27 protein-coding genes and 2 riboswitches are annotated in these 26,960 nt (G+C 45.3%); of the genes, 17 read left to right on the forward strand and 10 right to left on the reverse strand.

The window, feature by feature from the left end:
* Nucleotides 1-57: 57 nt before the first annotated feature.
* The gene (locus tag NST47_RS07385; protein ID WP_341154550.1) at nucleotides 58-1,113 is read right to left on the reverse strand and encodes an SIS domain-containing protein; all 1,056 of its coding nucleotides are present in this window, start codon (nucleotides 1,111-1,113) and stop codon (nucleotides 58-60) included.
* Nucleotides 1,114-1,263: 150 nt separating this feature from the next.
* Nucleotides 1,264-1,656, reverse strand: coding sequence for a glycine cleavage system protein GcvH (gene gcvH / locus NST47_RS07390; RefSeq protein ID WP_341154551.1), 393 nt, complete (start codon nucleotides 1,654-1,656; stop codon nucleotides 1,264-1,266).
* Between the two features lie 181 nt (nucleotides 1,657-1,837).
* Nucleotides 1,838-1,933, forward strand: a riboswitch (glycine riboswitch).
* A 3-nt stretch (nucleotides 1,934-1,936) separates the two neighbouring features.
* Nucleotides 1,937-2,047: riboswitch (glycine riboswitch) on the forward strand.
* Between the two features lie 110 nt (nucleotides 2,048-2,157).
* On the opposite strand from gcvH, the gene gcvT reads away from it, so the two are divergent.
* From gcvT to NST47_RS07435, 9 genes are all read left to right on the forward strand, one after another.
* Nucleotides 2,158-3,261 (forward strand): glycine cleavage system aminomethyltransferase GcvT, encoded by a 1,104-nt coding sequence (gene gcvT, locus NST47_RS07395; protein WP_341154552.1) that lies wholly within the window; start codon nucleotides 2,158-2,160, stop codon nucleotides 3,259-3,261.
* A 12-nt stretch (nucleotides 3,262-3,273) separates the two neighbouring features.
* Nucleotides 3,274-4,635, forward strand: coding sequence for an aminomethyl-transferring glycine dehydrogenase subunit GcvPA (gene gcvPA, locus NST47_RS07400; protein WP_341154553.1), 1,362 nt, complete (start codon nucleotides 3,274-3,276; stop codon nucleotides 4,633-4,635).
* Nucleotides 4,632-6,107, forward strand: coding sequence for an aminomethyl-transferring glycine dehydrogenase subunit GcvPB (gcvPB, locus tag NST47_RS07405; protein WP_341154554.1), 1,476 nt, complete (start codon nucleotides 4,632-4,634; stop codon nucleotides 6,105-6,107). The genes gcvPA and gcvPB overlap by 4 nt, the downstream gene beginning before the upstream one ends.
* Before the next feature lie 352 nt (nucleotides 6,108-6,459).
* On the forward strand, nucleotides 6,460-7,404 hold the full coding sequence (locus NST47_RS07410) for a carbohydrate ABC transporter permease (protein ID WP_341154555.1): 945 nt from the start codon (nucleotides 6,460-6,462) through the stop codon (nucleotides 7,402-7,404).
* An 11-nt stretch (nucleotides 7,405-7,415) separates the two neighbouring features.
* The gene (locus tag NST47_RS07415; protein ID WP_445667363.1) at nucleotides 7,416-8,255 is read left to right on the forward strand and encodes a carbohydrate ABC transporter permease; all 840 of its coding nucleotides are present in this window, start codon (nucleotides 7,416-7,418) and stop codon (nucleotides 8,253-8,255) included.
* Nucleotides 8,256-8,391: 136 nt separating this feature from the next.
* Nucleotides 8,392-9,732: an ABC transporter substrate-binding protein gene (locus NST47_RS07420; protein ID WP_341154557.1), complete on the forward strand. Its 1,341-nt coding sequence runs from the start codon at nucleotides 8,392-8,394 to the stop codon at nucleotides 9,730-9,732.
* Nucleotides 9,733-9,867: 135 nt separating this feature from the next.
* Entirely contained in the window at nucleotides 9,868-11,685 is a 1,818-nt protein-coding gene (locus NST47_RS07425; protein ID WP_341154558.1) for a cache domain-containing sensor histidine kinase, read from the forward strand.
* On the forward strand, nucleotides 11,660-13,282 hold the full coding sequence (locus tag NST47_RS07430) for a response regulator transcription factor (protein ID WP_341154559.1): 1,623 nt from the start codon (nucleotides 11,660-11,662) through the stop codon (nucleotides 13,280-13,282). Before NST47_RS07425 ends, NST47_RS07430 begins: the two co-directional genes overlap by 26 nt.
* A gap of 108 nt (nucleotides 13,283-13,390) precedes the next feature.
* On the forward strand, nucleotides 13,391-14,278 hold the full coding sequence (locus NST47_RS07435; RefSeq protein ID WP_262686146.1) for a 5'-3' exonuclease: 888 nt from the start codon (nucleotides 13,391-13,393) through the stop codon (nucleotides 14,276-14,278).
* A 144-nt stretch (nucleotides 14,279-14,422) separates the two neighbouring features.
* On the opposite strand, the gene NST47_RS07440 is transcribed toward NST47_RS07435, so the two are convergent.
* The 7 genes from NST47_RS07440 to NST47_RS37145 form a co-directional block, all read right to left on the reverse strand.
* Nucleotides 14,423-14,656 carry a DUF3951 domain-containing protein gene (locus NST47_RS07440; protein WP_341154560.1) on the reverse strand — a complete coding sequence of 78 codons (234 nt, stop codon included), beginning with the start codon at nucleotides 14,654-14,656 and terminating at the stop codon, nucleotides 14,423-14,425.
* A gap of 196 nt (nucleotides 14,657-14,852) precedes the next feature.
* On the reverse strand, nucleotides 14,853-15,806 hold the full coding sequence (locus NST47_RS07445) for a class I SAM-dependent methyltransferase (protein ID WP_341154561.1): 954 nt from the start codon (nucleotides 15,804-15,806) through the stop codon (nucleotides 14,853-14,855).
* A gap of 150 nt (nucleotides 15,807-15,956) precedes the next feature.
* Nucleotides 15,957-16,295, reverse strand: coding sequence for an S-Ena type endospore appendage (locus NST47_RS37140; RefSeq protein ID WP_445667364.1), 339 nt, complete (start codon nucleotides 16,293-16,295; stop codon nucleotides 15,957-15,959).
* A gap of 108 nt (nucleotides 16,296-16,403) precedes the next feature.
* Nucleotides 16,404-18,326, reverse strand: coding sequence for a motility associated factor glycosyltransferase family protein (locus NST47_RS07455; RefSeq protein WP_341154563.1), 1,923 nt, complete (start codon nucleotides 18,324-18,326; stop codon nucleotides 16,404-16,406).
* The gene (locus NST47_RS07460; RefSeq protein WP_341154564.1) at nucleotides 18,307-18,645 is read right to left on the reverse strand and encodes a hypothetical protein; all 339 of its coding nucleotides are present in this window, start codon (nucleotides 18,643-18,645) and stop codon (nucleotides 18,307-18,309) included. The genes NST47_RS07455 and NST47_RS07460 overlap by 20 nt, the downstream gene beginning before the upstream one ends.
* Entirely contained in the window at nucleotides 18,629-18,889 is a 261-nt protein-coding gene (locus NST47_RS07465; protein WP_341154565.1) for a hypothetical protein, read from the reverse strand. The genes NST47_RS07460 and NST47_RS07465 overlap by 17 nt, the downstream gene beginning before the upstream one ends.
* Before the next feature lie 31 nt (nucleotides 18,890-18,920).
* Nucleotides 18,921-19,310: an S-Ena type endospore appendage gene (locus NST47_RS37145; protein WP_445667365.1), complete on the reverse strand. Its 390-nt coding sequence runs from the start codon at nucleotides 19,308-19,310 to the stop codon at nucleotides 18,921-18,923.
* A 170-nt stretch (nucleotides 19,311-19,480) separates the two neighbouring features.
* Here NST47_RS37145 and NST47_RS07470 point away from each other — a divergent pair, with 170 nt between their 5' ends.
* On the forward strand, nucleotides 19,481-19,816 hold the full coding sequence (locus NST47_RS07470) for an S-Ena type endospore appendage (protein WP_341154566.1): 336 nt from the start codon (nucleotides 19,481-19,483) through the stop codon (nucleotides 19,814-19,816).
* Nucleotides 19,817-19,867: 51 nt separating this feature from the next.
* On the opposite strand, the gene NST47_RS07475 is transcribed toward NST47_RS07470, so the two are convergent.
* Nucleotides 19,868-20,917: a polysaccharide biosynthesis protein gene (locus NST47_RS07475; RefSeq protein ID WP_341154567.1), complete on the reverse strand. Its 1,050-nt coding sequence runs from the start codon at nucleotides 20,915-20,917 to the stop codon at nucleotides 19,868-19,870.
* Nucleotides 20,918-21,266: 349 nt separating this feature from the next.
* On the opposite strand from NST47_RS07475, the gene pseH reads away from it, so the two are divergent.
* The 7 genes from pseH to NST47_RS07510 all read left to right on the forward strand — a co-directional run bounded on the left by pseH (nucleotide 21,267) and on the right by NST47_RS07510 (nucleotide 26,946).
* Nucleotides 21,267-21,821 carry a UDP-4-amino-4,6-dideoxy-N-acetyl-beta-L-altrosamine N-acetyltransferase gene (gene pseH / locus NST47_RS07480; protein ID WP_341154568.1) on the forward strand — a complete coding sequence of 185 codons (555 nt, stop codon included), beginning with the start codon at nucleotides 21,267-21,269 and terminating at the stop codon, nucleotides 21,819-21,821.
* Nucleotides 21,822-21,901: 80 nt separating this feature from the next.
* Nucleotides 21,902-22,630 (forward strand): glycosyltransferase family protein, encoded by a 729-nt coding sequence (locus NST47_RS07485; RefSeq protein ID WP_341154569.1) that lies wholly within the window; start codon nucleotides 21,902-21,904, stop codon nucleotides 22,628-22,630.
* A gap of 65 nt (nucleotides 22,631-22,695) precedes the next feature.
* Nucleotides 22,696-23,388 carry a PIG-L deacetylase family protein gene (locus tag NST47_RS07490; RefSeq protein ID WP_341154570.1) on the forward strand — a complete coding sequence of 231 codons (693 nt, stop codon included), beginning with the start codon at nucleotides 22,696-22,698 and terminating at the stop codon, nucleotides 23,386-23,388.
* A 27-nt stretch (nucleotides 23,389-23,415) separates the two neighbouring features.
* Nucleotides 23,416-24,072, forward strand: a complete 657-nt coding sequence (locus tag NST47_RS07495) for an RraA family protein (protein WP_341154571.1) — start codon at nucleotides 23,416-23,418, stop codon at nucleotides 24,070-24,072.
* Nucleotides 24,073-24,093: 21 nt separating this feature from the next.
* Nucleotides 24,094-24,807: a class I SAM-dependent methyltransferase gene (locus NST47_RS07500; protein ID WP_341154572.1), complete on the forward strand. Its 714-nt coding sequence runs from the start codon at nucleotides 24,094-24,096 to the stop codon at nucleotides 24,805-24,807.
* 15 nt (nucleotides 24,808-24,822) lie between these two features.
* A complete protein-coding gene (gene pseG, locus NST47_RS07505) occupies nucleotides 24,823-25,884 on the forward strand; it encodes a UDP-2,4-diacetamido-2,4,6-trideoxy-beta-L-altropyranose hydrolase (protein ID WP_341154573.1) in 1,062 nt (353 codons plus the stop codon).
* Nucleotides 25,885-25,893: 9 nt separating this feature from the next.
* Complete coding sequence (locus tag NST47_RS07510) at nucleotides 25,894-26,946, forward strand: N-acetylneuraminate synthase family protein (RefSeq protein WP_341154574.1); 1,053 nt, start codon at nucleotides 25,894-25,896, stop codon at nucleotides 26,944-26,946.
* Nucleotides 26,947-26,960 lie beyond the last annotated feature (14 nt).

Raw genomic sequence — 26,960 nt, forward strand, 5'->3', positions numbered from 1 at the left:
CCTTAAGGAACACTGACATCGTAAGCATAAGCTGAGTTTTGTGTAACAAAGCTAACGCTAAATTTTCACAACCTGTGTCAAATTGCGCGGCGAATCCGGATCGGCATTACGGTTCAAGGCTGTGTAGTAGCCTAGAAATTGCAAGGCAGGCAAGTAAAGTACACTTCTGGCTTCATCGGAAATGTCGCTGCCGCCGACTTCAAACACAGCATCGGCAAATGAGGTATCCTCACCTTTGTTAGCTGTTAACAGCAGTACAAACGCTCCATACTCCTGCATTTCGCGTGCAACCTTCAATTCATAATCACGAGCCTTTTCTGACAGCAGCAGGCAGACGAGCGTACCTGGCTCAACGATCGATTTGGGACCATGACGGAATTCCAGCGTTCCATACGCTTCTGTCCATACATAGGACATCTCCTTGATTTTCAAACAAGCCTCCAATGAAAGACCGTACAGTGCTCCCATACCCAAATATACATATTTAATGAAAGATTGCTCACGTACCAGGGTATCAATAAAAGGTTGGGCTGCCAGAACGGTAGCTCCATCCTGCTTCACGACTTTGGCAAGCTCCTCCAACAGGTCATGGCGGCCTGCGGCTTTGGCGATCGCCGCTTGCATCATAAATGTCATGCTGCTGAGTGATTTCGTCATAACAGTGCTCGTTTCTTTCCCGAGTGGGGAGACGAGGCATTCCGCCAGCTTGGCCATCGAGCTTTCCTCATAGCAGGTGATTCCGGCAATCGTCCAGTTGGCAAGCGATTGTACGGACTCCAGCGCCAATACAACCTCAGTCGATTCACCAGAACGGGACACGCCAATTACCAGATAATTGCGATAAGAAGGAGCTGTTTGCTCACGGAACAGCAGCAAATCTGACGATGGGTAAGCAACAGCACTTCTTCCCAGCCAGGCTCTGCAGGTAGCGGCCATCGTAAGTGCCTGATAGTACGAGGAACCGGATCCGATAAAAATGATCTCTTCAAAAGCAGCGTTATTCAAGTAACGTTCAATCCAATCCTGCTGAAGCTCCAGTTGGTTCCATGCGGCTGAAATCGCCTCGGCTTGTGCGTTAATTTCTGAATAGGTATGTTGTCCTAATGTCGTCATTTTCACAGCTCCCTTCGATATAATGAAATTATAATTCATAATTATGATTTATTCAATCATTTATTTGATCTTGTAAACAAAAAAGGCCTTGAATCCTTCATCAAAGAATTCAAGACCGTTTAAGGTCATAGGCTTATTTATGTAATCCTTTTATTCTGCTGTATATTCGCGATATTGCTCCGCAGTTAACAGCTGGGTTAGCGCTTCCTTGGCATGGTCATCGATTTCGAGCTCCACCATCCAACCTCCGCCAAAAGGATCACTATTCACGTTTTCCGGTTGATCCAGCAAAGTGTTGTTGACTTGGGTGACGACACCCGATATCGGAGCGTATACATCAGAGACGGTTTTGACGGACTCGATATTTCCGAGACTGGTTTCGCTTAACACCTCGGTGCCAACTTCAGGCAGCTCAACAAAGACGATATCGCCCAATTGGGACTGTGCAAAATCTGTAATGCCAATCCGGATCGTACGCTCGCCAATCACCTCTACCCATTCATGCTCCTTACTGTACAGCAATTGATCCTTAACCACCGACATGGCCAGCCCCACTTTCGAATTGTTGTTAGTTCCGCCTACTTGCGAATAGGATGCTTTCAGACTAAATCAGCGCTGTGGGTCATGTCAAGTTTACTGCTAAAAAAGTAGCCATGCTGCCAAAATAAGGTTGACAATGAGATAAGCGGTAAGGTAATAATGAGTGTATGAAATGAATAAGCGGATGAGAGCATAAGGAGAGACTGACGCATTGACGGCAGCGCCGAAGGAGTAAACCCGACAAGGTGAATCTCTCAGGCAAAAGGACTTTTGCAGGACGCAGCTCTGGAGAGACTTCGGCATCATAAGCCGTGGCACCGATGGGGAAACTACAGCCTTTCTTTGCAGGTCAGAAGACTAGGTGGTAGGTAACTCTCAGGTACAAAGGACAGAGTGAGAAGCAGGTACGGTCGTTCAAACAGGATGAGCCTCTGCTTTTCACGCTGTCTTTTTTGCTTTTCATACAGGACGGAAACGATGATTACATCCAATGGAGGTGAGGGTATGTCAGATTTAAAACGAACGCCGCTATTCCCGATTTATACACAGTATGGGACTCCGAGGGTTATTGATTTTGGAGGCTGGGAGCTTCCCGTGCAGTTTACTGGTATTCAAAAGGAGCACGATGCTGTTCGACACCAGGCCGGCTTGTTCGACGTATCTCATATGGGCGAGGTGACGATTACGGGAGTGAATGCGGAAGCCTATGTGCAAAAGCTGACCACCAACGATGTCACGAAGCTGAGTAACGGCCAGGCTCAGTACAGCTTGATGTGCAATGAGGCTGGGGGCGTAGTGGATGACCTGCTCGTATATCGTCTGGAGGCTGACCGATTCATGCTTGTCATCAATGCTTCCAATATAGATAAGGATATGGAATGGCTGCAAAGTCATCTGATTGAAGGGGTGCAGTTGAACAATATTTCTGAGCAGACTGCCTTGCTTGCCTTGCAGGGACCTGCGGCTGAAGAGATATTGCGTAAGGTGACGTCGGTTCCGGTGCATGAGCTGAAAGCTTTTTCTTTCCTTACCGATGTTGAGCTCGGCGGCTTGAAGGCGCTTGTGTCTAGAACGGGGTACACGGGTGAGGATGGCTTTGAGCTTTATGTAGCTGCTGAGCACGCCATAGAGGTCTGGACTCTGCTCATGGAGGCTGGCGAAGCATATGGCTTGCAGCCGGTGGGATTGGGAGCGCGCGATACACTGAGGTTTGAAGCCAAACTGCCGCTGTATGGGCAGGAGCTGTCCGCTTTGGTGAGTCCGCTGGAGGCTTCGGTCGGATTTTTTGTGAAGCTGGATAAGGGGGATTTCATAGGCAGGGAAGCGTTGATCCGTCAAAAGGAAAGCGGCATTCCCCGCAAGCTGGTAGGCATCGAGATGGTCGACCGCGGCATTCCCCGCAGTCATTATCCGGTATATGCTGACGATCGTCTCATTGGCGAGGTTACCTCAGGCACGCAGTCACCGACATTGAAGCGGAATCTCGGTCTGGCCTTAATTGAAGCTGGATATAGTGGATTGGGTACAGAGGTGTGGGTGGAGATTCGTGAAAAACGACTGAAAGCGATTGTTGTAAAGGCGCCATTTTATAAACGTGATCATAAATAAGGAGTGGATCAAGTGAAGCACCGCTATTTGCCAATGACCGAGCAGGATCAGACGGAGATGCTGGAGACGATTGGCATGACAACCGTAGAAGAATTGTTCAGTGATATACCAGCTTCCGTACGCTTTCAAGGACGTCTTGAAGTATCGGAAGCTTTGAATGAGCGTGAGCTGTTAAAGCATATGCGGTTATTAGCCGGGAAAAATGCCGATTTTGACCGTTATACCAGCTTCCTGGGCGCAGGCATTTATGATCATCATATTCCGGTTGTTATTAATCATGTGATTTCCAGATCCGAATTTTATACAGCGTACACGCCTTATCAGCCGGAAATCAGCCAAGGCGAGCTGCAGGCGATATTTGAATTTCAATCGTATATTTGCGAGCTGACCGGCATGTCGGTAGCCAATGCCAGCATGTATGACGGTTCCACCGCATTGGCGGAGGCCGGTGCGTTGGCATCGGGAGCAACCAAACGCAAGCAGCTTGTAGTTTCCCGCGCTATTCATCCGGAAGCGAGACAAATTGTGGCGGCGACGGCCAAAGGCTTGAATCTGGACATCGTTGAGGTGGGCATACGTGATGGAGTCACGGATCTGGACGAGCTGTCTGCATGTGTGACCACGGATACAGCAGCTGTATTGATCCAATCGCCCAATTTCTTTGGCTGTATTGAGGACTTGCGAGCTATCGAGCCTGTAACGCATGGAGCGGGTGCTCTATTCGTAGTCAGCGCCAATCCGCTAACTCTTGGGCTGCTGGAATCTCCTGGTGCGCTTGGAGCGGATATTGTCGTTGGCGATGCGCAGCCTTTTGGCATTCCGGCCTCGCTCGGAGGACCGACCTGCGGTTACTTTGCAGTATCAACGGCCTGGATGCGCCGGATGCCCGGCCGTATTGTCGGACAAACCGTGGATCGGGACGGAAAACGCGGCTTTGTGCTAACCTTGCAAACGCGAGAGCAGCATATTCGCCGTGAGAAGGCGACCTCCAATATATGCTCCAATCAGGCATTGCTCGCGCTGTGTGCTTCTGTCTATATTTCAACCCTGGGTAAGCAGGGAATTCAAGAGGTAGCTGATCTGAATATACAAAAGGCTCATTATGCCGCTGATGTATTAAGCCGTATATCCGGTGTATCGGTTCCATTTGGACGGACGCCATTTTTTAATGAGTTTGTGATTAAATTGCCCGAATCCTCTTCCATTTCCATTACAGCATTGAATGAAAAGCTGCTTGAAGCCGGATTTATTGGCGGCTATGACTTAGGCAGAGATGACGCGGCGCTTGCAGGCCATATGCTGATTGCTGTGACGGAAAGCCGAACGAAAGCCGAAATCGACGAATTTGCGCTACAATTGGAGGCTGCCCTATGAGTGAAACATTGGAAATCAAGCACGATAAGGCACTTATATTTGAAATGAGCAAGCCTGGGCGTGTCGGCTATTCCTTGCCAGAATGTGATGTACCGAGAACAGACACGGATAAGCTGATCCCTGGGAACCTGCTCCGTGCAAAGCCGGCGGAATTGCCTGAGGTGTACGAGGTAGACGTGATTCGGCATTATACAGCGCTATCTCGGAGAAACTTCGGCATTGACAACGGTTTTTATCCGCTTGGCTCCTGCACGATGAAATATAATCCAAAAATTAACGAGGATGTCGCCCGTTTTTCCGGCTTCGCCAAGATTCACCCTTACCAGCCCGAAAGCTCTATTCAAGGTGCGATGGAGCTCTTATACCAGCTGCAAAACGATCTGGCTGCGATTACGGGCATGGATCAGGTGACGCTGCAGCCCGCAGCAGGCGCGCATGGCGAGTGGACCGGACTGATGATGATTCGTGCTTACCACGAGAGCCGCGGCGATTATCGGACCAAGGTTATTGTACCGGACTCCTCGCATGGTACGAATCCAGCGAGTGCGACTGTGGCAGGCTTTGATACGATCACGATCCCGTCGAATGCGAAAGGGCTTGTTGATCTGGATGCGCTGCGCAAGGCTGTTGGGCCGGATACGGCAGCGCTGATGCTGACCAATCCGAATACGCTTGGTTTATTCGAGGAACAGATTGTCGAGGTTGCGGCGATTGTGCATGAGGCAGGGGGGCTGCTCTATTATGATGGAGCCAATTCCAATGCGATTATGGGCATCACGCGTCCAGGTGATATGGGGTTCGATGTCGTCCATTTGAATTTGCACAAAACGATGAGCACACCGCACGGCGGTGGAGGTCCGGGTGCAGGTCCGGTTGGCGTGAAGCAGCGACTGATACCCTTCCTGCCTAAGCCGCTCGTGGCTAAAGCTAAGGATGGGACGTATTACTTTGATTATGACAGGCCGGAATCGATCGGGAGGGTCAAAGCCTTTTACGGCAACTTCGGTATTCTGGTTCGTGCCTACACGTATATTCGTACATACGGTCCGGAGGGCTTGCGTCGGGTATCGGAGTGTGCCGTGCTGAATGCCAACTATATGCTGCGCCGCTTGGCGCCATATTACGAGGCTCCTTTTGACCGCGTCTGTAAGCATGAGTTTGTACTGTCGGGTCGGGGGTTAAAAAAATTCAACGTTCGTACACTTGATGTCGCGAAGCGGCTGCTCGATTTTGGCTACCACCCGCCGACGATTTATTTTCCACTGAATGTTGAGGAGTGCATCATGATCGAGCCGACGGAAACCGAAAGCAAGGAAACGCTGGATGCCTTTATTGATACGATGATCCGAATTGCCAAGGAAGCGGAAGAGACGCCAGAGCTGCTTCACAATGCTCCTTATACAACAGATGTTCGCCGTTTGGATGAAACCTTGGCTGCACGCAAGCCGGTGCTGAATTGTACCTGCGGTTAAATTCTGCATGGTCCTGTGCGATCCCTTCAAATTAATGGGTAAGCTCCATATCCCCTTTAAGTAGACACTCAAATCAACCTTCATGGTATGGAGGAATGAGTGAACTTGAAGGGGATATTTATTATGGGAAGAAGTGCGAAAGGCAGCTGAACAGGTAGAAATCAGTAACTGCATCCAATTAAAGGTATGGTTAGGAAACGACACGATGGGAAAAAATTGATTTACATAAAGAATTTAAAGAGCCAGCGGGAAAATTGATGTCAAAACTTTACCTGAAAGAGTTAATATTATTTCTTACATTCACAGTTTCGGGAAGGTAGAATGATTAAAAACAAGACTTGGGGTGAACTTCATGGCAACTGAATCACAAACGCACTCAAACGATCTACAAAAGGCACAAAAAAAACGGAAAAGCTCCAAAGAACAATGGCGTGAGGATTTGGCTGGATATTTATTTATTGGTCCGCTGCTAATTGGCCTGTTTATATTGACGCTTTTTCCAATTATAGCTTCATTTCTGCTTAGCTTTACGAACTGGAATTTTGTCGCCGGCTTTTCCAAAATGAAGTTCTTAGGCTTTGACAACTTCATTAAGCTTGCGCACGACAGCATATTCCTGCTATCCATCAAAAACAACCTGATTTTATTGTTTGTCGTACCCATCACCTTGATTGTATCTCTGGTGTTGGCGGTCGTCATTGATAAAAAGATTTATTTTAAGGATATATTTAAGCTTGTTTATTTCATTCCGTACATCTCAAGTATTGTCGCTGTAGCGATTGTGTTTCAGGTGTTGTTCCACCCAAGCTTCGGACCGATTAACCAGATGCTGATGTCATTTGGAGTAGCCAACCCACCTAAATGGATGGCCGATCCGGATGTAGCTTTATATTGTGTGATGGGGCTGATGGTGTGGGTGAATATCGGTTATAACATGATTGTATTCATGGCCGGCTTGCAATCCATACCGAATGATCTTTATGAAGCTGCGGACATTGATGGCGCCTCGAAGATTAAACAGTTTTTCAACATCACCGTGCCGCTGTTGTCACCAACTACATTCTTTTTGCTCGTCACGGGCATCATCGGATCATTTAAGGTATTCGATGTGATAGCCGTTCTGACCGGCGGTGGCCCTGCTAATTCTACAACCGTGGTCGTGTATCGTTTATATGAAACAGCATTCATTAATTTGCAGTCGGGTTATGCGTCCGCCATGGCTATTGTGCTCTTGATATTCGTTCTGATCATCACACTTATACAGTGGTATGGCCAACGCAAATGGGTTAATTATTAATTGAGGAAAGGATGAATCTGATGAATAAGTGGAATGTTATAAAAAAAGTGATTTTGACTGCGATTATGTGTGTGCTTGGCTTCGTATTCATGTCTCCCTTTCTATGGATGATTTCCGCATCGATGAAGCCGGAAGTCGATGTGTTTACTTTTCCGATCGAATGGATTCCGAAGCACTGGAATTTGATTGAGAATTATACGACGGTGTGGACTACGACGCAGTTTCCGCTTTTTTACTGGAACTCGATCAAGGTTACAGTGGGAACGACTTTATTGTCCGTCACACTTGCTTGTATGTCGGCATATGCCTTTGCGAAGATCAAGTTCCGCGGCAGTGGTTTGTTTTTCATGATCATATTGGCGATCTATCTGATCCCGAGCCAAGCGATATTGGTTCCTCAGTTTTTAATATTTCGCTGGATCGGACTGTTCGACAGCCACCTTGGTTTGATTTTGCTGGGCTCGTTCAGCGTACTCGGGACGTTCATGCTTCGGCAATTTTACCTGGGGATTCATGATGAATACATTGAATCGGCCAAAATGGATGGGGCAGGACATATACGAATTTTCTTCTCAGTTTGTACACCATTAGTTCGTCCGGCGATCGCGACGTATGCGATTCTGCGTTTTATCTGGACGTGGAACGACTATCAAGGTCCGCTTATTTTCCTGAAATCAAAAGAATTGTTTACGATCCAGCTCGGTATTCAGTCTTTTGCGACTCTGAACGGTGCGCTATACTCCTTGATCATGGCGGGAGCAGTGTCTGCCATTTTGCCTCTGTTGATCATTTTTATCATCGGTCAAAAACATGTTATCGAGGGTATTTCGGTCGGTGGAGTCAAAGGATAAGCAATTCAAGCAATTGGAAAAGGTCAAAATAAGAGTGGAATAGGTTAAAAAATTGACTTCTGCTCGAATAAAGCGTCTGTTATATTCGGAATGTAACGGTTTTCAAAATAAAAAGTTCGTATATGGAGGGGTTTATATGAAAAAGAGTTTATTAACGCTTAGCGGTTTACTATTAACCACAACCGCACTTGCTGGATGCGGTGCCACCAATAATAATGCAGGATCATCGACGAATGCCGGTAATGAAGGTTCCAAGGAGCCTGTAACGATCAAGGTTCAGGCTTGGTATACCGAAGCTCAAGGGAATTGGAATGCTACGGTTGATGCTTACAACAAAACGCATCCAAACGTTAAAGTGGTATATGAGGGGATGTCCGAGAAGGGTGATTCCCAGGAAGGTATGAAAAAGATGGACCTTCTGGCCGCTTCTGGTGATCAAATGGACGTCGTGATGTATTCCAGTGCATCTGATTTTGCCCAACGTGTAGGTGCAGGGATTTTGGAGCCTCTAGATGATTATTTGAAGAAAGACAACATTGTCGTTAAGGACGAATACAAAATCGATCCTATCGTGAACGGCAAATATTATGCTTTACCTGGTAAAATGATCGAATGGTTCATTATGCTGAACAAGGACAAGCTGGATGAAGCGAAGCTTCCGGTTCCGACCGAATGGACTTGGAACGATTATGCCGAATACGCGAAGAAAATGACCAAGGGTGAAGGAGCCTCCAAGACATATGGTTCCTATTTCCACAACTGGAAGGATTACGCGCTTCTTGCGTTAAATAATGATATGGAAAATCCGTACCTCGTTAAGTCAGATGGCTCAGCGAATATCGATAACCCGAAAGTTCGTTACTCTCTAGATCTGCGCAACAAGATGGAAAATGTGGACAAGACTTCTGTTCCATACTTCGAAGTTGTATCCCAAAAAATGAATTACCGCGATGTGTTTTATGCGGGTAAAACAGCCATGCTTGCAACTGGAAACTGGATGGTTGGGGAGCTTTCAATGAACGGTAAATTTAACACCGTATTTGCACCTTACCCAAAATATGACGCCAAGGATACAAACGGTTTAACAGAAATTGGCGCAGACTTCATGGGTATCGCAGCATCCTCCAAGCATAAGCAGGAAGCTTATGATTTTGTGAAGTGGTATACAACTGAAGGTATTACAACACAAGGCTTGTTCTTCTCCGGTTGGAAAAAAGCTGATATTAACCAAAACGTTGATGCCATTCTAAAAAGCGGCAAACCAGAAAATGTTAAGTTCATTGATAAAGAATCATTGTTGAGCACACTGAAGGTGAACAAAGCAACGAAGCTGGTAGTACCTCCAACGTATGCGTTGCAGCAAGAAAAGGAATATATGAATCAAGTGGAGCTGTACTTGGTTGGTAAGCAGGATCTGGATAAAACGATTCAAACGGCAACAACTAAAATTGAAGAAATCAAGAATAGCAACAAATAAACATTGCTGTAACATTAGAATGGATCAGCTGCGCTGATAACTCAAGCATTCTAATGTTATACTAAAAGAGGAGGCGATAAGCCTCCTCTTTTTCTCATATTTTTCTCATACGAAAGGAAAGGCAGGCGGTTTGTAGTGCCAGGGTGGCTTCGTACCTTATCGCTTCGCAATAAACTCATGTTGACGATTCTGATTTGTCTTGTTCTGCCGTCAATCGTTTCATTATATGTATCCAATCTGTTGACGAGAGATGTTGTTCGTTCTCAGGTGACGGAGAACTCTCAGGAAGCCATGAGAATCGTCAACCAGTTTGTAGCGGGACAAATCAAAAATATGGTTTATGTGATGAATTTTGTTCAATTTGATGAGGAATTGCAGCTTTCGATCCTGGAGCTGGGGCGAATCAATGAATCGACGAGCCAGGGAGATGTTTTGTCTCACAAACAAAAAATTTCTAAAAGATTGGAAACGGTCATTAACTCACTTGGACATCTGAACGTAACTATACTGCTGCCTAACAGGGAGTACGTCGCATCGTACTCAACGTTCAGCAAAGATCCGCGGAATATTTTCGATAAAAGCTGGTTTCAGGATATTGATAAGGTATCCGGTTATAATGTGAAGTGGGTTGGGGCGGAACCTAACGATGATATTCAAACATTAAATAAGCCTTATCTGCTCACGGCAGCCAAGCCGCTACGCACCAACTCAACCACCTACGGCTATGTTATAGTCAGTTCGGAGATGGATAATTTCCAGCAGTTATTCGATCAATATAAAGCTGATGAAGTCATGGTCATTATCGACCGCCAAGGCCATGTAGTGGTAGATAAGGATTATAGCTCCATCGGGACAACTTTTCCTTACTATGATCAATTGCCGACGAGTAATAGTTCTTCATTCCTGAAGGTAGCGGGGGAAGAATATATAATGCTTAGCGAGCAAATAACCCCGGAGTGGCGGCTGGTGAGTATGAGTCCTTACAAGAAGGCAGCCCAAAAAATTGAATCATTCCGTCAGACTGATTTTCTGATTCAACTGCTATTTTTGATTGTATTTGTTGGCATCCTTCTTTATATGGTGCGCGCCTTGACGAAACCGATTGCGAAGCTTGTCCAGACCGTCGTCCAAATTGAGTCCGGTCAGCTCAGTGAGCGTTCCAATATAACCGGCGGCGATGAGGTCGGACGGCTCGGCTATGTTTTTGACCGGATGATTGGCCGTATTGAACGAATGATTAAAGAAAACCGCCGAGAGCAGGAGTTAAAGCGTAAGGCAGAGCTTGCGATGCTGCAGGCGCAGATCAATCCGCACTTCTTGTTCAATGTATTGAATTCGATCAGGCTGAAAATCATCATGAAGGGCGATGAGGAGAATGCTGAACTGATTAGCTCCTTATCCTCGGTATTGCGGATGACGATCAACCGTAACAATGAGTTCATCATGCTGCATGAGGAAATTGATATTAATGAACACTATGTCCGGTTATTGAACTCCCGCCATGGAGACCGTGTGGTGCTGCGTATTGAGGCTGCTTCCGATACGCTGATGCTCAAAGTACCCAGATTTATACTCCAGCCGCTAATCGAGAATGCTTATATTCACGGATTGAAAAGCAAGCCTGGGGAAATTATTATTGCTTCATGCAAGTGTGAGGATGGACGATTACAGGTGGAGATCCGCGACTCAGGCATTGGTATGACTTCGGAGAAGCTCATTGCGCTGCGTGCTCACCTCGAAGCTAAATTGCGGGATCATACGGAAGAGAGCCATAAAGATTTATTATCAGGTATCGGAATTAATAATGTATTTGAACGATTAAAGCTGATTTACGGTGATCGGTTCGACTATGACATCGACAGCATACCAGATCGGGGAACGTGTATCGTGCTGCGTTTTCCCGAGAATGCGGACAAGGGGGAAAACGATGTATTCAGTTATGATCGTGGATGATGATTTGCCTGTACTTGAATTTTTGGAAACATCGATCAAATGGAGCGAGCTGGGATTTCGCTTAGCGGGAACGTATGACGATCCTTTAGAAGCACTTGAGGCTGGACGTAAGGACAAGACGGATGTACTGATCAGTGACATTGGTATGCCCGGTCTGAACGGACTTGAATTGATCCGATCGTTGCGAGAGAATCATTCCATGCTGAAGGTTGTCATCTTATCCTGCCATGATGATTTTCAGTATGCCCAAGCAGCTGTGAAGCTATCAGTGAGTGAATATGTGTTAAAGGAAACGATGAATGCACGCCTCATTACTGAGGTGCTCCTGCAGTTGAAGGAGCAGTTGGATGTGGAAGCCGGTGTTTTGTCGAAGAGCTTAAAGCTGGAGAGGGAGGTTGAGCTGAACCGAAGCGCGTCAAAGCGTCATTTTATCCGGAGTACGGTCAATGAGCCTCTTCTCGATACCGTAGAGTGGAATCGCAAGGCTGAAGAGTTCGGTATCAAATGGGGAGAACATGCTGTATTGCCGGTTTTCGGTTATGCGAATCAGCTTAAAGAGGCTGTGAATCGATTTCAGTCAAAGGATTTATTCGTATATACCATTGAGAACATTATGGAAGAGCTTCTGGTTGATCACGTAGAAACGGTGTTTTTTACGTACGATACAGGGGAGATTGTTCTGCTATTTCCTCACTATTCGCAGCTTCATATCAATAACAGTCAGAAGGTAACTCAGACGTTGAGAGAAATCCAGAGCTGCCTGCTTCAATATACAAAAATTCCCTTCTCATTTCTTACAGGAAATCCGGTAAAAGATGCTCGCTCTCTCAAGGATCAATTGTTCCATATGGTGGATACGAAAAATCCCCGCTTTTACTTGCCGGAATCCTCCGTGATGAAGCTGGAGCATGTGAGGGAAAGCTTTGGGGAAGGCGATCTGCTGCTGGAGCAGTACATGCCGGCACTGGAGGAATTTCGCCGCGCGATATTCGAGGAGCGCAATGAGATGATTGACGACTATGTCTCAAAATGGATGGAATTCATACAATATCATCGCTTCCGCCCCATGGAGGTAAAGGAATGGCTGCTGAAAATGATTCTTGATGTACGTCTGCGTCTCAAATCGCTGCAGCATTACAATTCAACGTTCTCCTCGGAGCTGCTGCACCATGATTTACTCGAGTTGTCGTCCGTTCGTGAGCTTGAGCTGTGGCTAAAGGGTTATCTTTGGGAGGCTATTCAATGGGCTGGACAAGTATACCGTGAATCTCATAACCGCGAGATTGTGGAATGCCAGCGTTTTGTTTACAATCATCTGGACAAGAAAATTTCGCTTGAGGACGCGGCCACGCATCTCCATCTTCATCCGAGTTATTTAAGTCGGCTGTTTAAAAGGGAAACAGGGGAGAACTTTGTCGAATACGTAACCCGGATAAAAATGGGAAAAGCGAAGGAACTCCTGGAGATCACCGATAAGTCGATTGAGGAAATTGCCGATATGCTTGGATACGACAACAAAAATTATTTTGGCAAACTGTTTAAAGCACACACAGGTACAGTGCCGAACGGATACCGCGCTGTACACATAAAAAGGTAACACCTGGATCTGAGTACAACTTCTATATAGCAACCGTTCACTTTATACCCGTTAATCTGGTACAATAGGAAGCAATAGTTCAGATTGCCAGGGAGTGGAGTGTACAGAGTGGAAACGAATTCTGATTTATCAACCGAACCTAAAGTGTTAATTGTCGACGGTATGGCCTTATTATTCAGAGCCTTTTATGCAACCTCGTATAGTGGATATATCCGAAAAACAAGCGCAGGACTGCCGACCAATGCGGTCTACGGCTTTATTCAATATTTGTTCGATGCGGTCAAAACATTCAAGCCTACTCATGTGGTGTGCTGTTGGGATTTGGGGGGGACGACGATTCGCGCGGAGCTGTTCGATTCCTATAAAGCCAATCGAAAGGCCCCGCCTGAAGAGCTGATTCCCCAATTCGAGCTGGTAAAGGAAGTTGTCGCAGAAATGGGCATACTCAATCTCGGTGTGCAGGGCTACGAAGCCGATGATTGTATCGGTACGGTAGCCAAGGCGATCAGCGAGGAAGCGCATGTCTATATTTTGACCGGGGACCATGATATGCTGCAGCTGATTTCGGAGCGAATCCATGTCATTATTATGAAAAAAGGCAAGCTGAATTACTTGACCTATGATCTGCAGGTTTTGTGGGAGGAAAAACAGCTGCATCCCTATCAGATTATTGAGTTGAAAAGCTTTATGGGCGATACCAGCGACAATTATCCCGGTGTTCGGGGAATCGGTGAAAAAACCGCTTTAAAATTAGTTCAGGAATATCAAACCGTTGAAGGTGTATTGGATGCTCTGGAATCGCTGCCCAAAGGCGTTCGAACCAAAATCGAGTCTGACAGGGACATGCTGATGCTGTCCAAGGACTTGGCTACGATTCGACTGGATGTGCCGCTAACGTGCAGTCTGGAGCAATGTATTTGGAGTATTCAGAAGGAAGCTACGATTCGCAAGTTTGACGAGCTTGAATTTGGTGGTCTGATCAAAATCGTCATCTAGCGTCTGGGAGCAGTATCTGGAAGCCCATACATACTAAATCGGAGAACCAAAAGAAAAAGCTCGCCACTTTAGAGCATGAATCTAAAGGCGGTGAGCTTTTTGTGTTTTATTGTGCTTTATAACAGCAACGAAAGTGTCGGGTTATTATTCCTTCACAGGGGTGTGCTTGTCTTTATCATCGCCTTGGTCATCCTTGTGTTCCTTTTCTTTTTTCTCTTCATGGAATTCGATAGGAGTTTGTCCAGTAATGTAATCCAATGGGGTGTAATCGCTGTTTGGAATTTGTTTACCTTTAATGATTTTCAAAGTAATGATCAGCAGCAGTACGATAATTGGCACTATGAGTGAGAGAACGACATACAGTCCAAAATCCTTCATATCCAAACTCCTTTGATTGATAGAGTCAATATCATAAATGACGGTTTACCGATATTTGGTTTATTCAATGCCAAAGTACAGTCAAAAGATGAGCTGTCCACATTATATATCTTAAGATGATAAATACAAATATACAAATTTCGGAAATGAAAGAGTATTAACAACAAATGAACGCTTATTTAGGCGGAATTTTCTCTTATTTTCTCAGTCTACAAATTAATTGTACAGTAGAATTCAATCCATTTTGATGAGCTATTTGATCAAATATTTTATCAGCTTGATTAAAGATTGACTTCAGCTTTGAGTCAACAACGAATTGAAATTCATATTCAATATCAAGGCTCTTGCAAATTGAGCTTATAAAATTCCAATTCGATGGCATTTTATATTCTTCAATGACATCAAACCCATTTCGGTTCAACATATCTTTAAGGCCTCTTACCGAGAACAAAAATAGATGGTAAGGCGGCATCATCCAAAAATAATTTTCTTTCATTACATCAAACAATAAGCTATCTACCGTGGGAACCTCTATTATCAAATATCCCTCTGCTTTTAGAACTTCGGCTGTGAACTTAATAAGTTCTTCAGGCTCTTTTAAGTGTTCAAGTAAGGTCCATATTGTGACTAAATCATAGGTTTGATTGTCTTGTTTCAAGCCATTCCAGTGGCAAACATGCAGATGATTATCCAGATTCAATTTCCGTATTCCAAATTCAATAGACCTTTTGGAGATGTCGATTCCTTCTGCCCCAAAGCCTTCGTCTTTCATAAAACGAACAAAAGTACCCGCTCCACAGCCAATATCTATCATGCTAGCGTCAGGTTGCAAATATTTTTTTATTGGCTTTACTCTATGATTTAAAAAGTATTCTTTCTTAGTTGGGTTAAAGTAGCGGTCAACTGAAGAACTTAATATTTTTTCTTCTACTTCATCTTCCGTTTGGTTAGATCGATAGAATAAATGAAGGCTATCTTCAGTAGGTTGAGGATTAACGAAATAGGAACCGCAAGTGAGACATTGTGAATGCCACACACCAGGAACAGACATAAATCCTATGTTGGACAACAAAGATTTTTCGAGAATATCTTTAGATAAGCAAACAGGACAATAAGTATTTAAATGATCAAATTCCAATGTAACATCCATCGATTATCAGTCCTTTTCTACTGGATGGAATATCAAAAGTCAAAGCATTCTGATCAAAAAGAACGACTGTCGAGAAAAGCTTCGACAGCCGTCATTCCTTCCAAACTGGAATATGGGAGGGGATGGCATACCCAAGTCCCTCCTTATAAATTAGATGGCGAGTCGGAAAAATTCGGTCATGCAAAGGTCAGCGACAGCGCTGGCTACTGTTGCAGTAGCACTGATGGAGGTAAAGGCGGGAACGGTAAAGGACCGTAATTGCCCTGAGGTCAACGTATACGCTGCAACAATCGTTGCACCCCTACGGAAAGTAAACGTCAATGATGCCGAGGTTGAGGAATCATTGGATAAAACGCCCGTAGCTGCCACCTGAATCGGGTTGGGACCAAAAATTGTCGCACCCGTGGTAGAAATGGTGTAGTTTTGTTTCGCCAAACAAGCAGATTGAATCGGCTGTTCGCAACAATTACTGGATCCAGAACAACTCATGTAATTTCCTCCTTAATAGTACTTGGGATGATTTGTCTTACTAAATTAGTATATGGTTGACTTTATAAAGAGTATGGGTACATACAGGAGGGCATGGAAAATGTACCTTTATTTGTGTTCATGCTCCGAAAAGTAGCGTTCTGTTAATCGCTCTTCCACAGCGATAAACTGTTCGGTGACCAATTCGAAAATTCGTTTGATGTACATGATCATGTTAAGGTGCAGTTGAGTGACATCCCGGATCCGCTCCACAGTGTCGATTTCGCCAAGATCGTTGATCTGCTTATGGAAAGCAAAGACAACGTGCTGAACAAAGGTGGAGATGTAGGTATCGTCTGTATATTTTTGATGAGCGCTGATGTTTTGTATGACCAGGTCGGTGATAAAAGCTGGAATTTCGGTTTCTGGATATTTGGCATGTAAATGACATGCTCTCTCGATCAAGCGGCAGTTTTGAATGTCTTTATCCGCGATGATCGAGAGGTGAACCATGTTATCCCGAACCTGTCGCAATCGTTGAAGTAACGTCTCGTACTTTTCCTTTGTGAAATGCTTCACCTTATCGTCTGCGATGCTTTGGACGTATTGAGCCAGTGTCTGTTCGAGAGGGGTCTTGCAGTACGCTTCAATCGCTTCTTGAAGGCTTACTAACCTCGTTCCCTGGATCAAAGCTCCGCCTTCTGTTGCGTCGATGAATGTGCGACTCGGATATAAACGGATTTGATTTTCGAACCAGGTTTTGAAGTCGAACCAGGTTTTGGACGTGAGTACAGGCTGACCATCCACGCCCGGAACGAAAAAGGACGGCTGGGTATATAAATATTGCGTCCAGGTGGACGTATCGTCTTCCGCATAGATCGACAGCTTGCTGTGTGTGGCATTGTCATGCCCGAAAGCCAGATCCTGACCAACGAAAATGATCGGGTCCGCGCCGACCCACAGCGCGAATTCGAAGGCAAGGTGCGCAGATGTTGCGCCTCCCAACAGCTCTGCTTTGTCCTCCATGATGGCTTCCCTAACCCATTGCGCTGAATGCTCTCCCCTTCGGAAAACCGGAATCCAAGGGCAGTCAATGGATTGCGGAATTCGCGGATCGATTAGGGATAGCCCAACAAGCACCAGATCCGTCGGCAGCTTCTCACGTTCGAACAGGAGGTGGTAACTGTTAGAGGATCGCTCCAGCACACAAACGGCATCAGGTTGAATATTCCGTCTCAAGCAAGGAAGCAACGCGGATTCCGCAGTAATAATAAGGGACTTTCCGACGGCATTGACCAAACGATCAGCATTTTTATCCAAGGAAGGACCATTCGAGACAATAAATGCGGGCTTACCGGCGAAAGCGTTGCGAAGTGATGACAATGCCGGGCTTTCAATAATTTTTCCGGCATTATCCAGCGTATTGTACAAACCTACCAATGTATCGTGAACCGTGTTGCCGATATTTACCGAGAATAAAGCAAGCAGATTCCAAATCCACTCATGAATTTGCATGTATGTTTGTTTCTCAATACGATGGGCAAGCCAAGTGAAAGAGGAGGAGAGCATGGTGGATATGAGCAGCAATTCTCCGTTCATAAATGTACTAAATTGTGAAATCATTTGCTGCTGGTCTCCGACCAGGAAATGGATGGTCGGGTCATTCAACAGAGAACGCACGTCCATACAGCTCAGCATCGCGTAAAACAAGTTGATATTCCGTTCGAAGATGATGGTTTCCGTGTAGGGCTTTTTGCGTTTTGCATATTCCAGAAGCGGATAGCCAAGGCCGCATCCGTAAATGAAATGCAGCCTGATATTTTTGTATTCAAGTGTCTCCGCCCAAACCTCTGCTTCAAGCCACGGATCGACGAGGCTGTTTGAATGGACAGTTCCGTTTCCAAAGGAGAGAAGTGCTACTGGAAAACCCTTGTTTCCTTGAATGATCTGAATCTTTGTTTGAGCATCCCCGTCCATATCCATCTCCGCCACCAAGTCCTTCAAGTATTGAGGAAGAGATTGCAGATTGTCTTCAAGAGTCGTGTTTGACATCGGACGGACTCCCTTCAAATACTGGATTTTCCTGGTTCAGCCGGGGCAATAGTTCGTACTCCATCACATCCATGGCTAACGCAATATCGGATTGCTCCAAATCGTTCAACAGTTTGCAAATCGTTTGGGTGATCTGGTCATACTCGGGATGCGACGGACCAGCGTCCTCCCTGTCTTCCTGTTCGAGCTTGTCAAGCCATAAAAGACAGGCCTGTTGAAGCGAGAGGATACCTTCATAGTCGTCGCCTTTTCTCCAGGATCTGCATCCCTTTTCTATTAAAATTGTGTAGTCGCTCACATCGTTACTCATAGATGTCATAGTCTCCATTCCTTATGCGTTCCAAGAGTCTTTGAGAGCCTGCTTCAAAGAACCATTCCGTTTTTGCAATCGCTCCTTGGCTCATCCAGTTATGAGTTTGCCGTAGGTGAATGATCGGTTCCATCATTCGCTCTTGGTCTACTGGATGGAAAAGCACAGAGGGATTAGAAGCTAACCAAACATACCATCTTTCAAGTACAGCTTGTAAGTGCTGACGGGATTCCTGTAAACGCTGTGTCTGCATGTAAGTCCTCCTTTAGATACTTCAGCAATGGCTACCTCAGACTAATCCGATAAGCCCCATTACAAACCCCATTATCCCCACTGCAGGAGATGAGCAGTTTTCGAATGGTCGGGACGGAGAAAGAGACCTGTTGTCCTTGCCTGATCGTTCCTACAATCTGTTTTCTACGTCTCATTATGATTTTGGCTATCATTTTACCTTTGGTCCTATTGTCTACTCGCACAATGGCGGGGTGAAGGGAGTTTACTGCCGTGAAGTAAGTTTTGGGCTCATCATCGCATAACTGAAATATTTTTCCGCATATGTTTTCGCGTATGCGTCTTTTTTTTCTCGGTCGCACCCGTTTTCTGCATGAAGACGGGTAGTTGAACTTCACAATTTGTTTGTTAACTTGGATCGTATTTGTTTTTGATCTTGCCATATCAGAGCCCTCCTATATTGGATTACAGTCCTGTAGAATTATATGAGAAGCGTAATCAAATTGTGGCAAACATCCGCTGATTTAGAAAAATAGATGAGTGTACCCGGACCATTCGCTCAGTCGAGGCTAGCTTGCGATGGATATATTAAACGGAACGGGAGGGAAAAGAAATGAATAACGATAAGTCATCCTTTTTTTGTCCTCACTGTGAAACCATTCAAAACTGTTTACAGAGTTCATGGTTTGTTACCGACGGTGACACTATCGAACTCTTTACGACGAACGAAGTAATCGGCGCATCGGGAAAGTTGGTTTCCAGTCCGGGCTCTGCCAATGAAGTCAGGTTCCAATTCATGTTTGACCGTGTTATAGTCAAAGCCATTACACTACAAGCAGGACAATGTACGATATTTACCGTCAACGGATTTGACAGGATTCAACTTATTGGCTTAGGTTCCCAGGCGATGGGGGATTTTTCTCTGATTACGCAGCACCACCCATTTTGATCAACGTAAGATGGAGACCTGCCTTTTGAGCAGGTCTTCCCTTTTTAATGTTTAATTGCATGATTCCAAGACCCTGGATTGGTGGAGAAGTGATCGCAACGCATCCAGGTCCAACGGTTCCAAGTCTTTTGAACTGTAGATCCGATCTTTGCATTTGGTTGCTCCCGGATATAAATGATCTATATGCCACCAAGGAGGGAGAACGAACATATCCTTCCATTCTAAGGCATTTTCCCCTTCCTCTTCGCTCAGAAGATCCTCGTAGGTTTTTTCTCCGGGCCTAACCCCGATAATTTGAATTGCTTGCTCTGCATTGGCTCTTTCATCAGGGGTTATCCACACTTGTTCAATCAGAGCACGAACAAGATCATTCAAGCGTACAACTGGCATTTTTAACACGAATACGTCCCCGCCCTGCGATAACAGCAAAGCTTTTAATACCAATGCTACCGCTTGATCGACCGACATCATGAACCGGGTCATGTTTGGATCTGTGACTCGTAAAGGCTTATGTTGTTTAAGATCGCGAAGGAAAGTATGGACGACGGAACCACGCGAACCGATGACGTTGCCGAAGCGGACGGAGCAAAAGACAGTAGGCGCACTTCCCTTTGCATAAGCGGCAGCCGTAACCAAACGTTCGGCCAATAATTTGGTCGCACCCATGGTGTTGAGAGGAGAAACCGCTTTGTCGCTGCTTGTGACCAGTAATTTTTTTACTTTGTTCTGGATGCAGGCCAAAATGACGTTTTGTGTACCCATCACATTGGTTTGTATCGCTTCGAAAGGATTGTATTCGCAAATCGGCACATGCTTCATCGCGGCGGTATGCAGGACGATGTCCACATCTTCCGTCGCACGGAGAAGCCGTTCGTAGTCTCTTACATCACCAATCAGGAAACGGAAAAGGGAGGCGTTCCCCAACTTTTGACTTAATAAAAATTGTTTATGCTCGTCGCGGCTGAACAGGCGTATGATACGAGGAGCGTAGGCTTGAATATGAAGGGCTAAGGCTTCTCCCAACGTACCGGTTGCTCCCGTAATTAAAACGTTCTTCCCTTGAAACATTGTGCGGAGTTGATCATCAACGGTCGCAAGCAATCGTACCCACCCCTGTCGGCTTCTTGGAGCCTGATATAATCGTGGCTGGTGTATATATATTCCACGCAGGATAAGTCGTGTAGTTCATTAACCTAAGACTGCTGAATAAATAAGAAAGAAATTTACAACACATCATTTTTTGGATGCATTTGGTGGATTCAAGATTCACATGACAAACCTCGTTGAATACAGTAATTAAGATCGTCTACCTGGGGGCGGATGGAGTTATGGCAAAATTATCTTGCCCTGCAAATAATGACGGATGAGGTTGTACAGGACGTCATCAAGGCTATCTATAAAGTCATTCAATATTTTTCTCTGTAAGGATATTTCTTGAGAGAGGTGACATATGGTTCATTTGGAGAAATGCGCGCTTATCGATCTGGATGAAACACATTTGCCGCTCCTTTTGCAATGGAGGAATTCGGAAAGAGTTCGTTCATTCATGTTTCGCGATCATATCATTACTTGGGAAGAACACAAAGCCTGGTATCAAAAGTATCAATCCGGCAGGCAAACGGTCTGCAAAACCTTTTTGGTTAACGATAAGCCGCTTGGATTTGTAAGCGTTTATGACATTGACCGATACAACGGCATTTGCAAGTGGAGCATTTATATCGGCGATGATGCTGCACCCAGGGGCAGCGGAACGGCGATGGGCTATTTGGCTCTGAATGTTGTTTTCGACGAGTTGAAGGTTCGAAGGTGCTGTTCCGAAATATTTGCCTTTAACAAGGTGAGTATACGTTATCATCAAAAGCTTGGCTTTCATGAGGAAGGCAAATTAGTGATGCATATTAAAAAGCAGGATCGATACGAGGATATCGTGCTCATGGCCCTTTTTGATGAAAAATGGAGCGAAATGAAGCAGGGAATTGCGCATGCCTTTCCCAAAGAGCACTAGGGAGAACAAAAGTCGGGGAAACGGTAACAATGAAAATCCATAAGGTGAGGATTTTGTTGGATGGAAATTGGTGATGGTCCATGAACATAACGGTAATTGTCCAGGCGCGCTTCGGTTCGACGCGACTGCCGGGAAAAGTGATGCGACAATTGGGAGACCGGTCCGTCTTGTCACATGTTATTGACCGCTGTCATGCATTTGATAAGGTGACGCAGGTCGTTGTGGCTACTACGAATCAACCTACAGACGACATGATCCAAGAAGAGTCCCTGAAAAAGGGGGTTTTCTGTTACAGAGGCAGTGAAGAGGATGTTCTGAGTCGATATTATGAGACGGCACAATTATGCAAATCCGATGTGATCGTAAGGATCACTTCGGATTGTCCTCTAATCGATCCGTGGGTTTCAAGTCAAGTGATTAATCATTATTTATCCGATCCTGAGATCGATTATTGCAGCAATGTTCTCAAAAGATGTTTTCCCAGGGGCTTGGATACGGAGGTGTTTTCGTTACAGGCTTTGGAAAATGCCTATCGAAATGCAAAGGAGGCTCTCGAACGCGAACATGTGACTCCTTATATTATTCGAAACCCACAACGGTTTCGATTGAGTGCGTATGTGCTCCCGATCGATTGTTCAAAGTATCGTTGGACCTTGGATACGGAGGAAGACTGGGAGCTCATCAAGCTAATTTATGAGCGACTGTATCGCCGGGGAACTTTTTTTTCCTGGGAGAATACATTGGATTTGATGACAAAACATCCCGAACTGCCAGCGATCAACGCCCACATCGAACAGAAGAACCGATGATCGATGCTCTCGTTGATGCGGAGAAATTATAAAAGAACAAATCAATAGAGGGTAAGGTGATCTGTGTGAAAAGGGTTCTAGTTATCGCAGCCCATCCGGACGACGAAGTGTTGGGCTGCGGAGCAACCATCGCCAAACACGTAAAACAGGGAGATGAGGTTCACGTTGTCATTCTTGCGGAAGGAATTACGAGCAGGGACACACAGAGAAATCGTGAAAAGAACACCGAGAAGTTATCCGCGTTGTCTGCTGCTGCTGATCGTGCTCATCAAATTTTAGGATCAGCCTCGCTGCATTTGCGTGACTTTCCCGATAATCGAATGGACTCGGTGGACAGGTTGGATATCGTTAAGGCAGTGGAGGAGATTGTTGATCAATTTCGCCCGGATGTTATTTACTCGCATCATATTGGCGATGTAAATATTGACCATCGAAGAATTCATGAGGCCGTGGTTACAGCCTGCAGACCGATACCCGGGAATCACTTGGTCAAAAGATTGCTGTTTTTTGAAATTTGCTCCAGCACGGAGTGGCAACTGGCTGGATCGGCTCCCCCGTTTGTGCCGAACTGGTTTATAGATGTATCGGATACTCTGGATAAGAAAATGGAGGCTCTTACTGCTTACGATTCGGAGATGAGAGCTTGGCCACATGCCCGATCTATCAAAGCGGTAGAGCATCTTTCGCGATGGCGGGGGGCTGTAATTGGGGTGGAAGCTGCGGAAGCCTTCATATTGGGGAGATCGATTGAATCCTAAGATTTGTTCCAGATTGGGGGGCGATGAATGAAAAACGACGATATTGCACAGAAAATTGTTGAATATATCAAAATCAACAGGGTCAGCACGACGGAGATTGCCGATGCTTTGGGAAAGACGGGTCTGGTGGATCCGGAACTGAAAATTCTTGTACCGGGAACTCGTGCGGTCGGCATTATTCACTACGTCCCTGCTGTGAACGGTTCTAATTGGCATACACATCAATATATAAGCGATACCCCGGAACATTCGGTCATTTTCATCGATGCGTTGGGCTGTGAAGGAAGAGCCATCTTCGGTTCCTTGGTGGCCAAATACGCCTTGTTGTATAGGCAGGCAAGCGGTGTCATTGTCAAAGGGCTCGTTCGTGACGCACATATTTTGATGAAGGAGAGGTATCCGATATGGTCCTATGGAGTCAGCCCGATCGGTTGCGTAAACGAAGAGACTGATTTCGACGAGGAAGCTTTTAAAAAGAAAAAGGAGATATGGGACGGTTCGATTATGATTGCTGACGACAGCGGCGTTGTGGCGATTAGAAAAGAGCAATTGACAGAGGAGTTTTATTCCCGATTGGAATGGATAGAGGAACAGGAAGATCTTTGGTTCGACTGCATTGACCGCTTGAAATACGATACATTTGAAACGGTATGCCTGAAAAAATATAAAACGGAACGGAAGTAACACGGATCGAGGGGTGATTTTATGACGAACCCGTACTTCGGCTGGGGGAAGTTTAAAGATATGGATCAGGATTACTTCTCGTATATCGATACCTTAGCGGAGATGAATATCGATGCAAAAGAATTGATTTTTCAATTTCCTGTATTTGTAGGGCATGTGAATTTGGGCAGATATTTGTTTTTTTACGATCTTTACAAAAAAGTAATGAACCTGAATGGGCACATTGCAGATGTAGGAACCTACAAAGGCGCTTCATTCTTGTTTTTCTCCAAACTAATCCGGTTATTCGAATCTTACGCTACGACTCAAGTTCATGGTTTCGACTGGTTCAAAGGCATGAATCCGTCCGAAGACGATGATCCTTTACAGAAGGATCGCTATATCGGTGATTTCGAAACCCTGAGCAAATGGATAGAACTGCAGCAATTAAAGGATATATCGATTGTCCATAAAATGGATGTTACCCAAGAGCTGGACGGTTTTTTGCAGCAGAATCGGCATTTGCGGTTCAAAATCGTATTTATCGATTGTGGAGTGGCGGGTGTGATCGAAAAATCTTTGGAGTGCTTGTGGCCTCGGCTGGTCAACGGAGGAATCTTGATCATGGACCACTTCAATTGCGAAGTTTCACCGGCTGAGAGCATTCTCTTGGACAAATTTATCGGCAATCAATTCGTTCGCCAAATGCCTTTCAATCGTCAACCGACCTGTTACGTTATTAAAGAACAAGTATAAGAAGGACAGTATTCAATGAACCTATATATTCGCTGTGACGGCTCGCCGGTCATAGGACTCGGGCATGTAATTCGGATGATGGCTTTGGCTCGTCAAATCGTTACTACGGACAGTGGCAGCCACATTTATTTTATGATGAGAGATTTGTCAGAGTCTGTAAAACAAATGGTCAAAAAAGAAGGTTTCGAAGTTCTTACGATCCCTGGGAGTGAAGATACGTATACTGTGAATCCAGATGCGGAGCTTGACGTTATCTGCCGTCTCGCGGATTCGAACAAGAGTGTCATGATAATTGACCATTACGGATATGGACTATCCTTGGTTTATTCAGTCAGAGCGCTATTTAAAACCTTGGTCCTTATCGATGACTATCAGCCTGACAGGTGCATTAAGGAGATTGATATGTTGGTTAATCCCAACTTTTCGGCCGAAACTGTCGGTTATCCAAAATATAAAGACCAACTGCAGCTGTTGGGTCCGCAGTATTCCATATTGAGAGAACAATTTGCTTCTTCGAGCCATCCTCCGTATTTCGTTCGGAATCAATGCGAAAATATTCTTATCTGTTTCGGTGGCAGTGATACGATGAACATCACAGCATCAATCCTAAAATTGTTCAATCAATTAGAAGGAAACCTTACCTTAACCGTTATTACCGGTTCAGAAAATCATGATATCGAGATGATAAGGCGGGGTGCTGAGCAATCGAGACATCTGGTCATTGTTAAAACCCATGTGAATAACATGGCGGAGAAGTTTTTAAGACAGGATCTGCTAGTATTGCCATCCTCCACTATGGCCCTGGAAGCGATGGCATTGGGTGTTCCTTGCGCTGTCCTAAGCTGCGAAGATAATCAACTTCCGGGCGGCTTGGCGATGAAGGAACTGGAGACAACCGTTTATCTGGGTGATTACAAGTATGTAAATTGGGATGTAATTCGTCGTACACTGCAAATGGTCATCCGCGATGCTGAGCTTCGAGGGAAGCTATCCGTCCGCGCAAAAGAGAGGGTCAACGGGGATGGTGCCCAAATAGTGGCAGAAGCCATACTGAAGTTGTGCAGTAGACCGACATAAGGGGAGGGGATGGAAATTCAGAATACGATCACCTTTCGAGGCTCTAGGAGAACTATTATCAGTGCCGAAGAACGGCCTTATATCATCGCTGAAATCGGTTCAAATCATAATCAGAACTTGAAGTCGGCCAAAGAATTGATTCAGATTTCGGCCGAATGTGGAGCTGATGCTGTAAAATTCCAGTCATTGGATTTGGAAAAACAATATGCTCCATCGGCACAAAACCGGGAAATGAAAGACTTGTTTCATCAAATCCGATTGCAAGAAGAATGGTACCCTGTTTTGGCGGCGGAGGCGAATTGCTGCGGAGTTGACTTCTTTTCGGCCCCGACTTATCTGGATGCTATTCCTTTGCTTGAATTCGTCAGTACGCCTTTTTATAAGTTGGCTTCTCCGCAAATTCGAACCTTCCCTACCTTGATCAGGAAGGTTGCTTCACTGCAAAAACCGGTTATTTTATCGGTAGGATATTGTAATTATGCACAAATCGAAAGGGCGGTTCAGATTTGTTTAAGCGAAGGCAATGAACAAATCGTTATTTTACATTGTGTTTCGGAATACCCCACGAAATTTGAACAGGTCCATTTGCGGACGATGACAACATTGGGACAAATGTTTGACTGCCCAGTTGGGCTTAGCGATCATACTCCCGGATATGAAGTTCCTGTCGCTGCGGTAGCCTTGGGAGCCGTTGTGATCGAAAAACATATCACGTTAAATCGGTCAATGGACGGTCCTGACCATTTTTTTGCTATGGAGCCCGAGGAATTCAAGCAGATGGTTCAAGCTGTAAAGCATACTCATTTGGCGTTGGGCAGCAGCAGGAAAGTGGTAACCAAGCACGAATCCGAATTTGCCAACAGCATTACGGTACGCTGGTTTGCAGGCGCGGATATTGATGCAGGTCGAACCATTGCGGAAGACAACATTGTTTACTTAAGAGACAAAGATGGGATTTCCGATGAAAACTACCGTTTTCTCGGTTTCTTAAAGGCTAAGCGACCAATCAAAAAAGGAGAGCCGATTCGTTGGACCGATGTTAGTGTCCAAGAAAGGAGCTGAACGGCAAAATTGAG

The sequence above is a fragment of the Paenibacillus sp. FSL H8-0034 genome (genome assembly GCF_038000305.1).
Classification (GTDB): Bacteria; Bacillota; Bacilli; order Paenibacillales; family NBRC-103111; genus Paenibacillus_S.

Coding starts and splice junctions, on each gene's coding strand:
- NST47_RS07385 (WP_341154550.1), bottom strand. CDS start 1,113: ATGACGACATTAGGACAACATACCTATTCAGAAATTAACGCACAAGCC.
- gcvH (WP_341154551.1), bottom strand. CDS start 1,656: ATGTCGGTGGTTAAGGATCAATTGCTGTACAGTAAGGAGCATGAATGG.
- gcvT (WP_341154552.1), top strand. CDS start 2,158: ATGTCAGATTTAAAACGAACGCCGCTATTCCCGATTTATACACAGTAT.
- gcvPB (WP_341154554.1), top strand. CDS start 4,632: ATGAGTGAAACATTGGAAATCAAGCACGATAAGGCACTTATATTTGAA.
- NST47_RS07410 (WP_341154555.1), top strand. CDS start 6,460: ATGGCAACTGAATCACAAACGCACTCAAACGATCTACAAAAGGCACAA.
- NST47_RS07415 (WP_445667363.1), top strand. CDS start 7,416: ATGAATCTGATGAATAAGTGGAATGTTATAAAAAAAGTGATTTTGACT.
- NST47_RS07420 (WP_341154557.1), top strand. CDS start 8,392: ATGAAAAAGAGTTTATTAACGCTTAGCGGTTTACTATTAACCACAACC.
- NST47_RS07430 (WP_341154559.1), top strand. CDS start 11,660: ATGTATTCAGTTATGATCGTGGATGATGATTTGCCTGTACTTGAATTT.
- NST47_RS07440 (WP_341154560.1), bottom strand. CDS start 14,656: ATGAAGGATTTTGGACTGTATGTCGTTCTCTCACTCATAGTGCCAATT.
- NST47_RS07445 (WP_341154561.1), bottom strand. CDS start 15,806: ATGGATGTTACATTGGAATTTGATCATTTAAATACTTATTGTCCTGTT.
- NST47_RS37140 (WP_445667364.1), bottom strand. CDS start 16,295: ATGAGTTGTTCTGGATCCAGTAATTGTTGCGAACAGCCGATTCAATCT.
- NST47_RS07455 (WP_341154563.1), bottom strand. CDS start 18,326: ATGTCAAACACGACTCTTGAAGACAATCTGCAATCTCTTCCTCAATAC.
- NST47_RS07460 (WP_341154564.1), bottom strand. CDS start 18,645: ATGACATCTATGAGTAACGATGTGAGCGACTACACAATTTTAATAGAA.
- NST47_RS07465 (WP_341154565.1), bottom strand. CDS start 18,889: ATGCAGACACAGCGTTTACAGGAATCCCGTCAGCACTTACAAGCTGTA.
- NST47_RS37145 (WP_445667365.1), bottom strand. CDS start 19,310: ATGGCAAGATCAAAAACAAATACGATCCAAGTTAACAAACAAATTGTG.
- NST47_RS07470 (WP_341154566.1), top strand. CDS start 19,481: ATGAATAACGATAAGTCATCCTTTTTTTGTCCTCACTGTGAAACCATT.
- pseH (WP_341154568.1), top strand. CDS start 21,267: ATGGTTCATTTGGAGAAATGCGCGCTTATCGATCTGGATGAAACACAT.
- NST47_RS07485 (WP_341154569.1), top strand. CDS start 21,902: ATGAACATAACGGTAATTGTCCAGGCGCGCTTCGGTTCGACGCGACTG.
- NST47_RS07495 (WP_341154571.1), top strand. CDS start 23,416: ATGAAAAACGACGATATTGCACAGAAAATTGTTGAATATATCAAAATC.
- NST47_RS07500 (WP_341154572.1), top strand. CDS start 24,094: ATGACGAACCCGTACTTCGGCTGGGGGAAGTTTAAAGATATGGATCAG.
- pseG (WP_341154573.1), top strand. CDS start 24,823: ATGAACCTATATATTCGCTGTGACGGCTCGCCGGTCATAGGACTCGGG.
- NST47_RS07510 (WP_341154574.1), top strand. CDS start 25,894: ATGGAAATTCAGAATACGATCACCTTTCGAGGCTCTAGGAGAACTATT.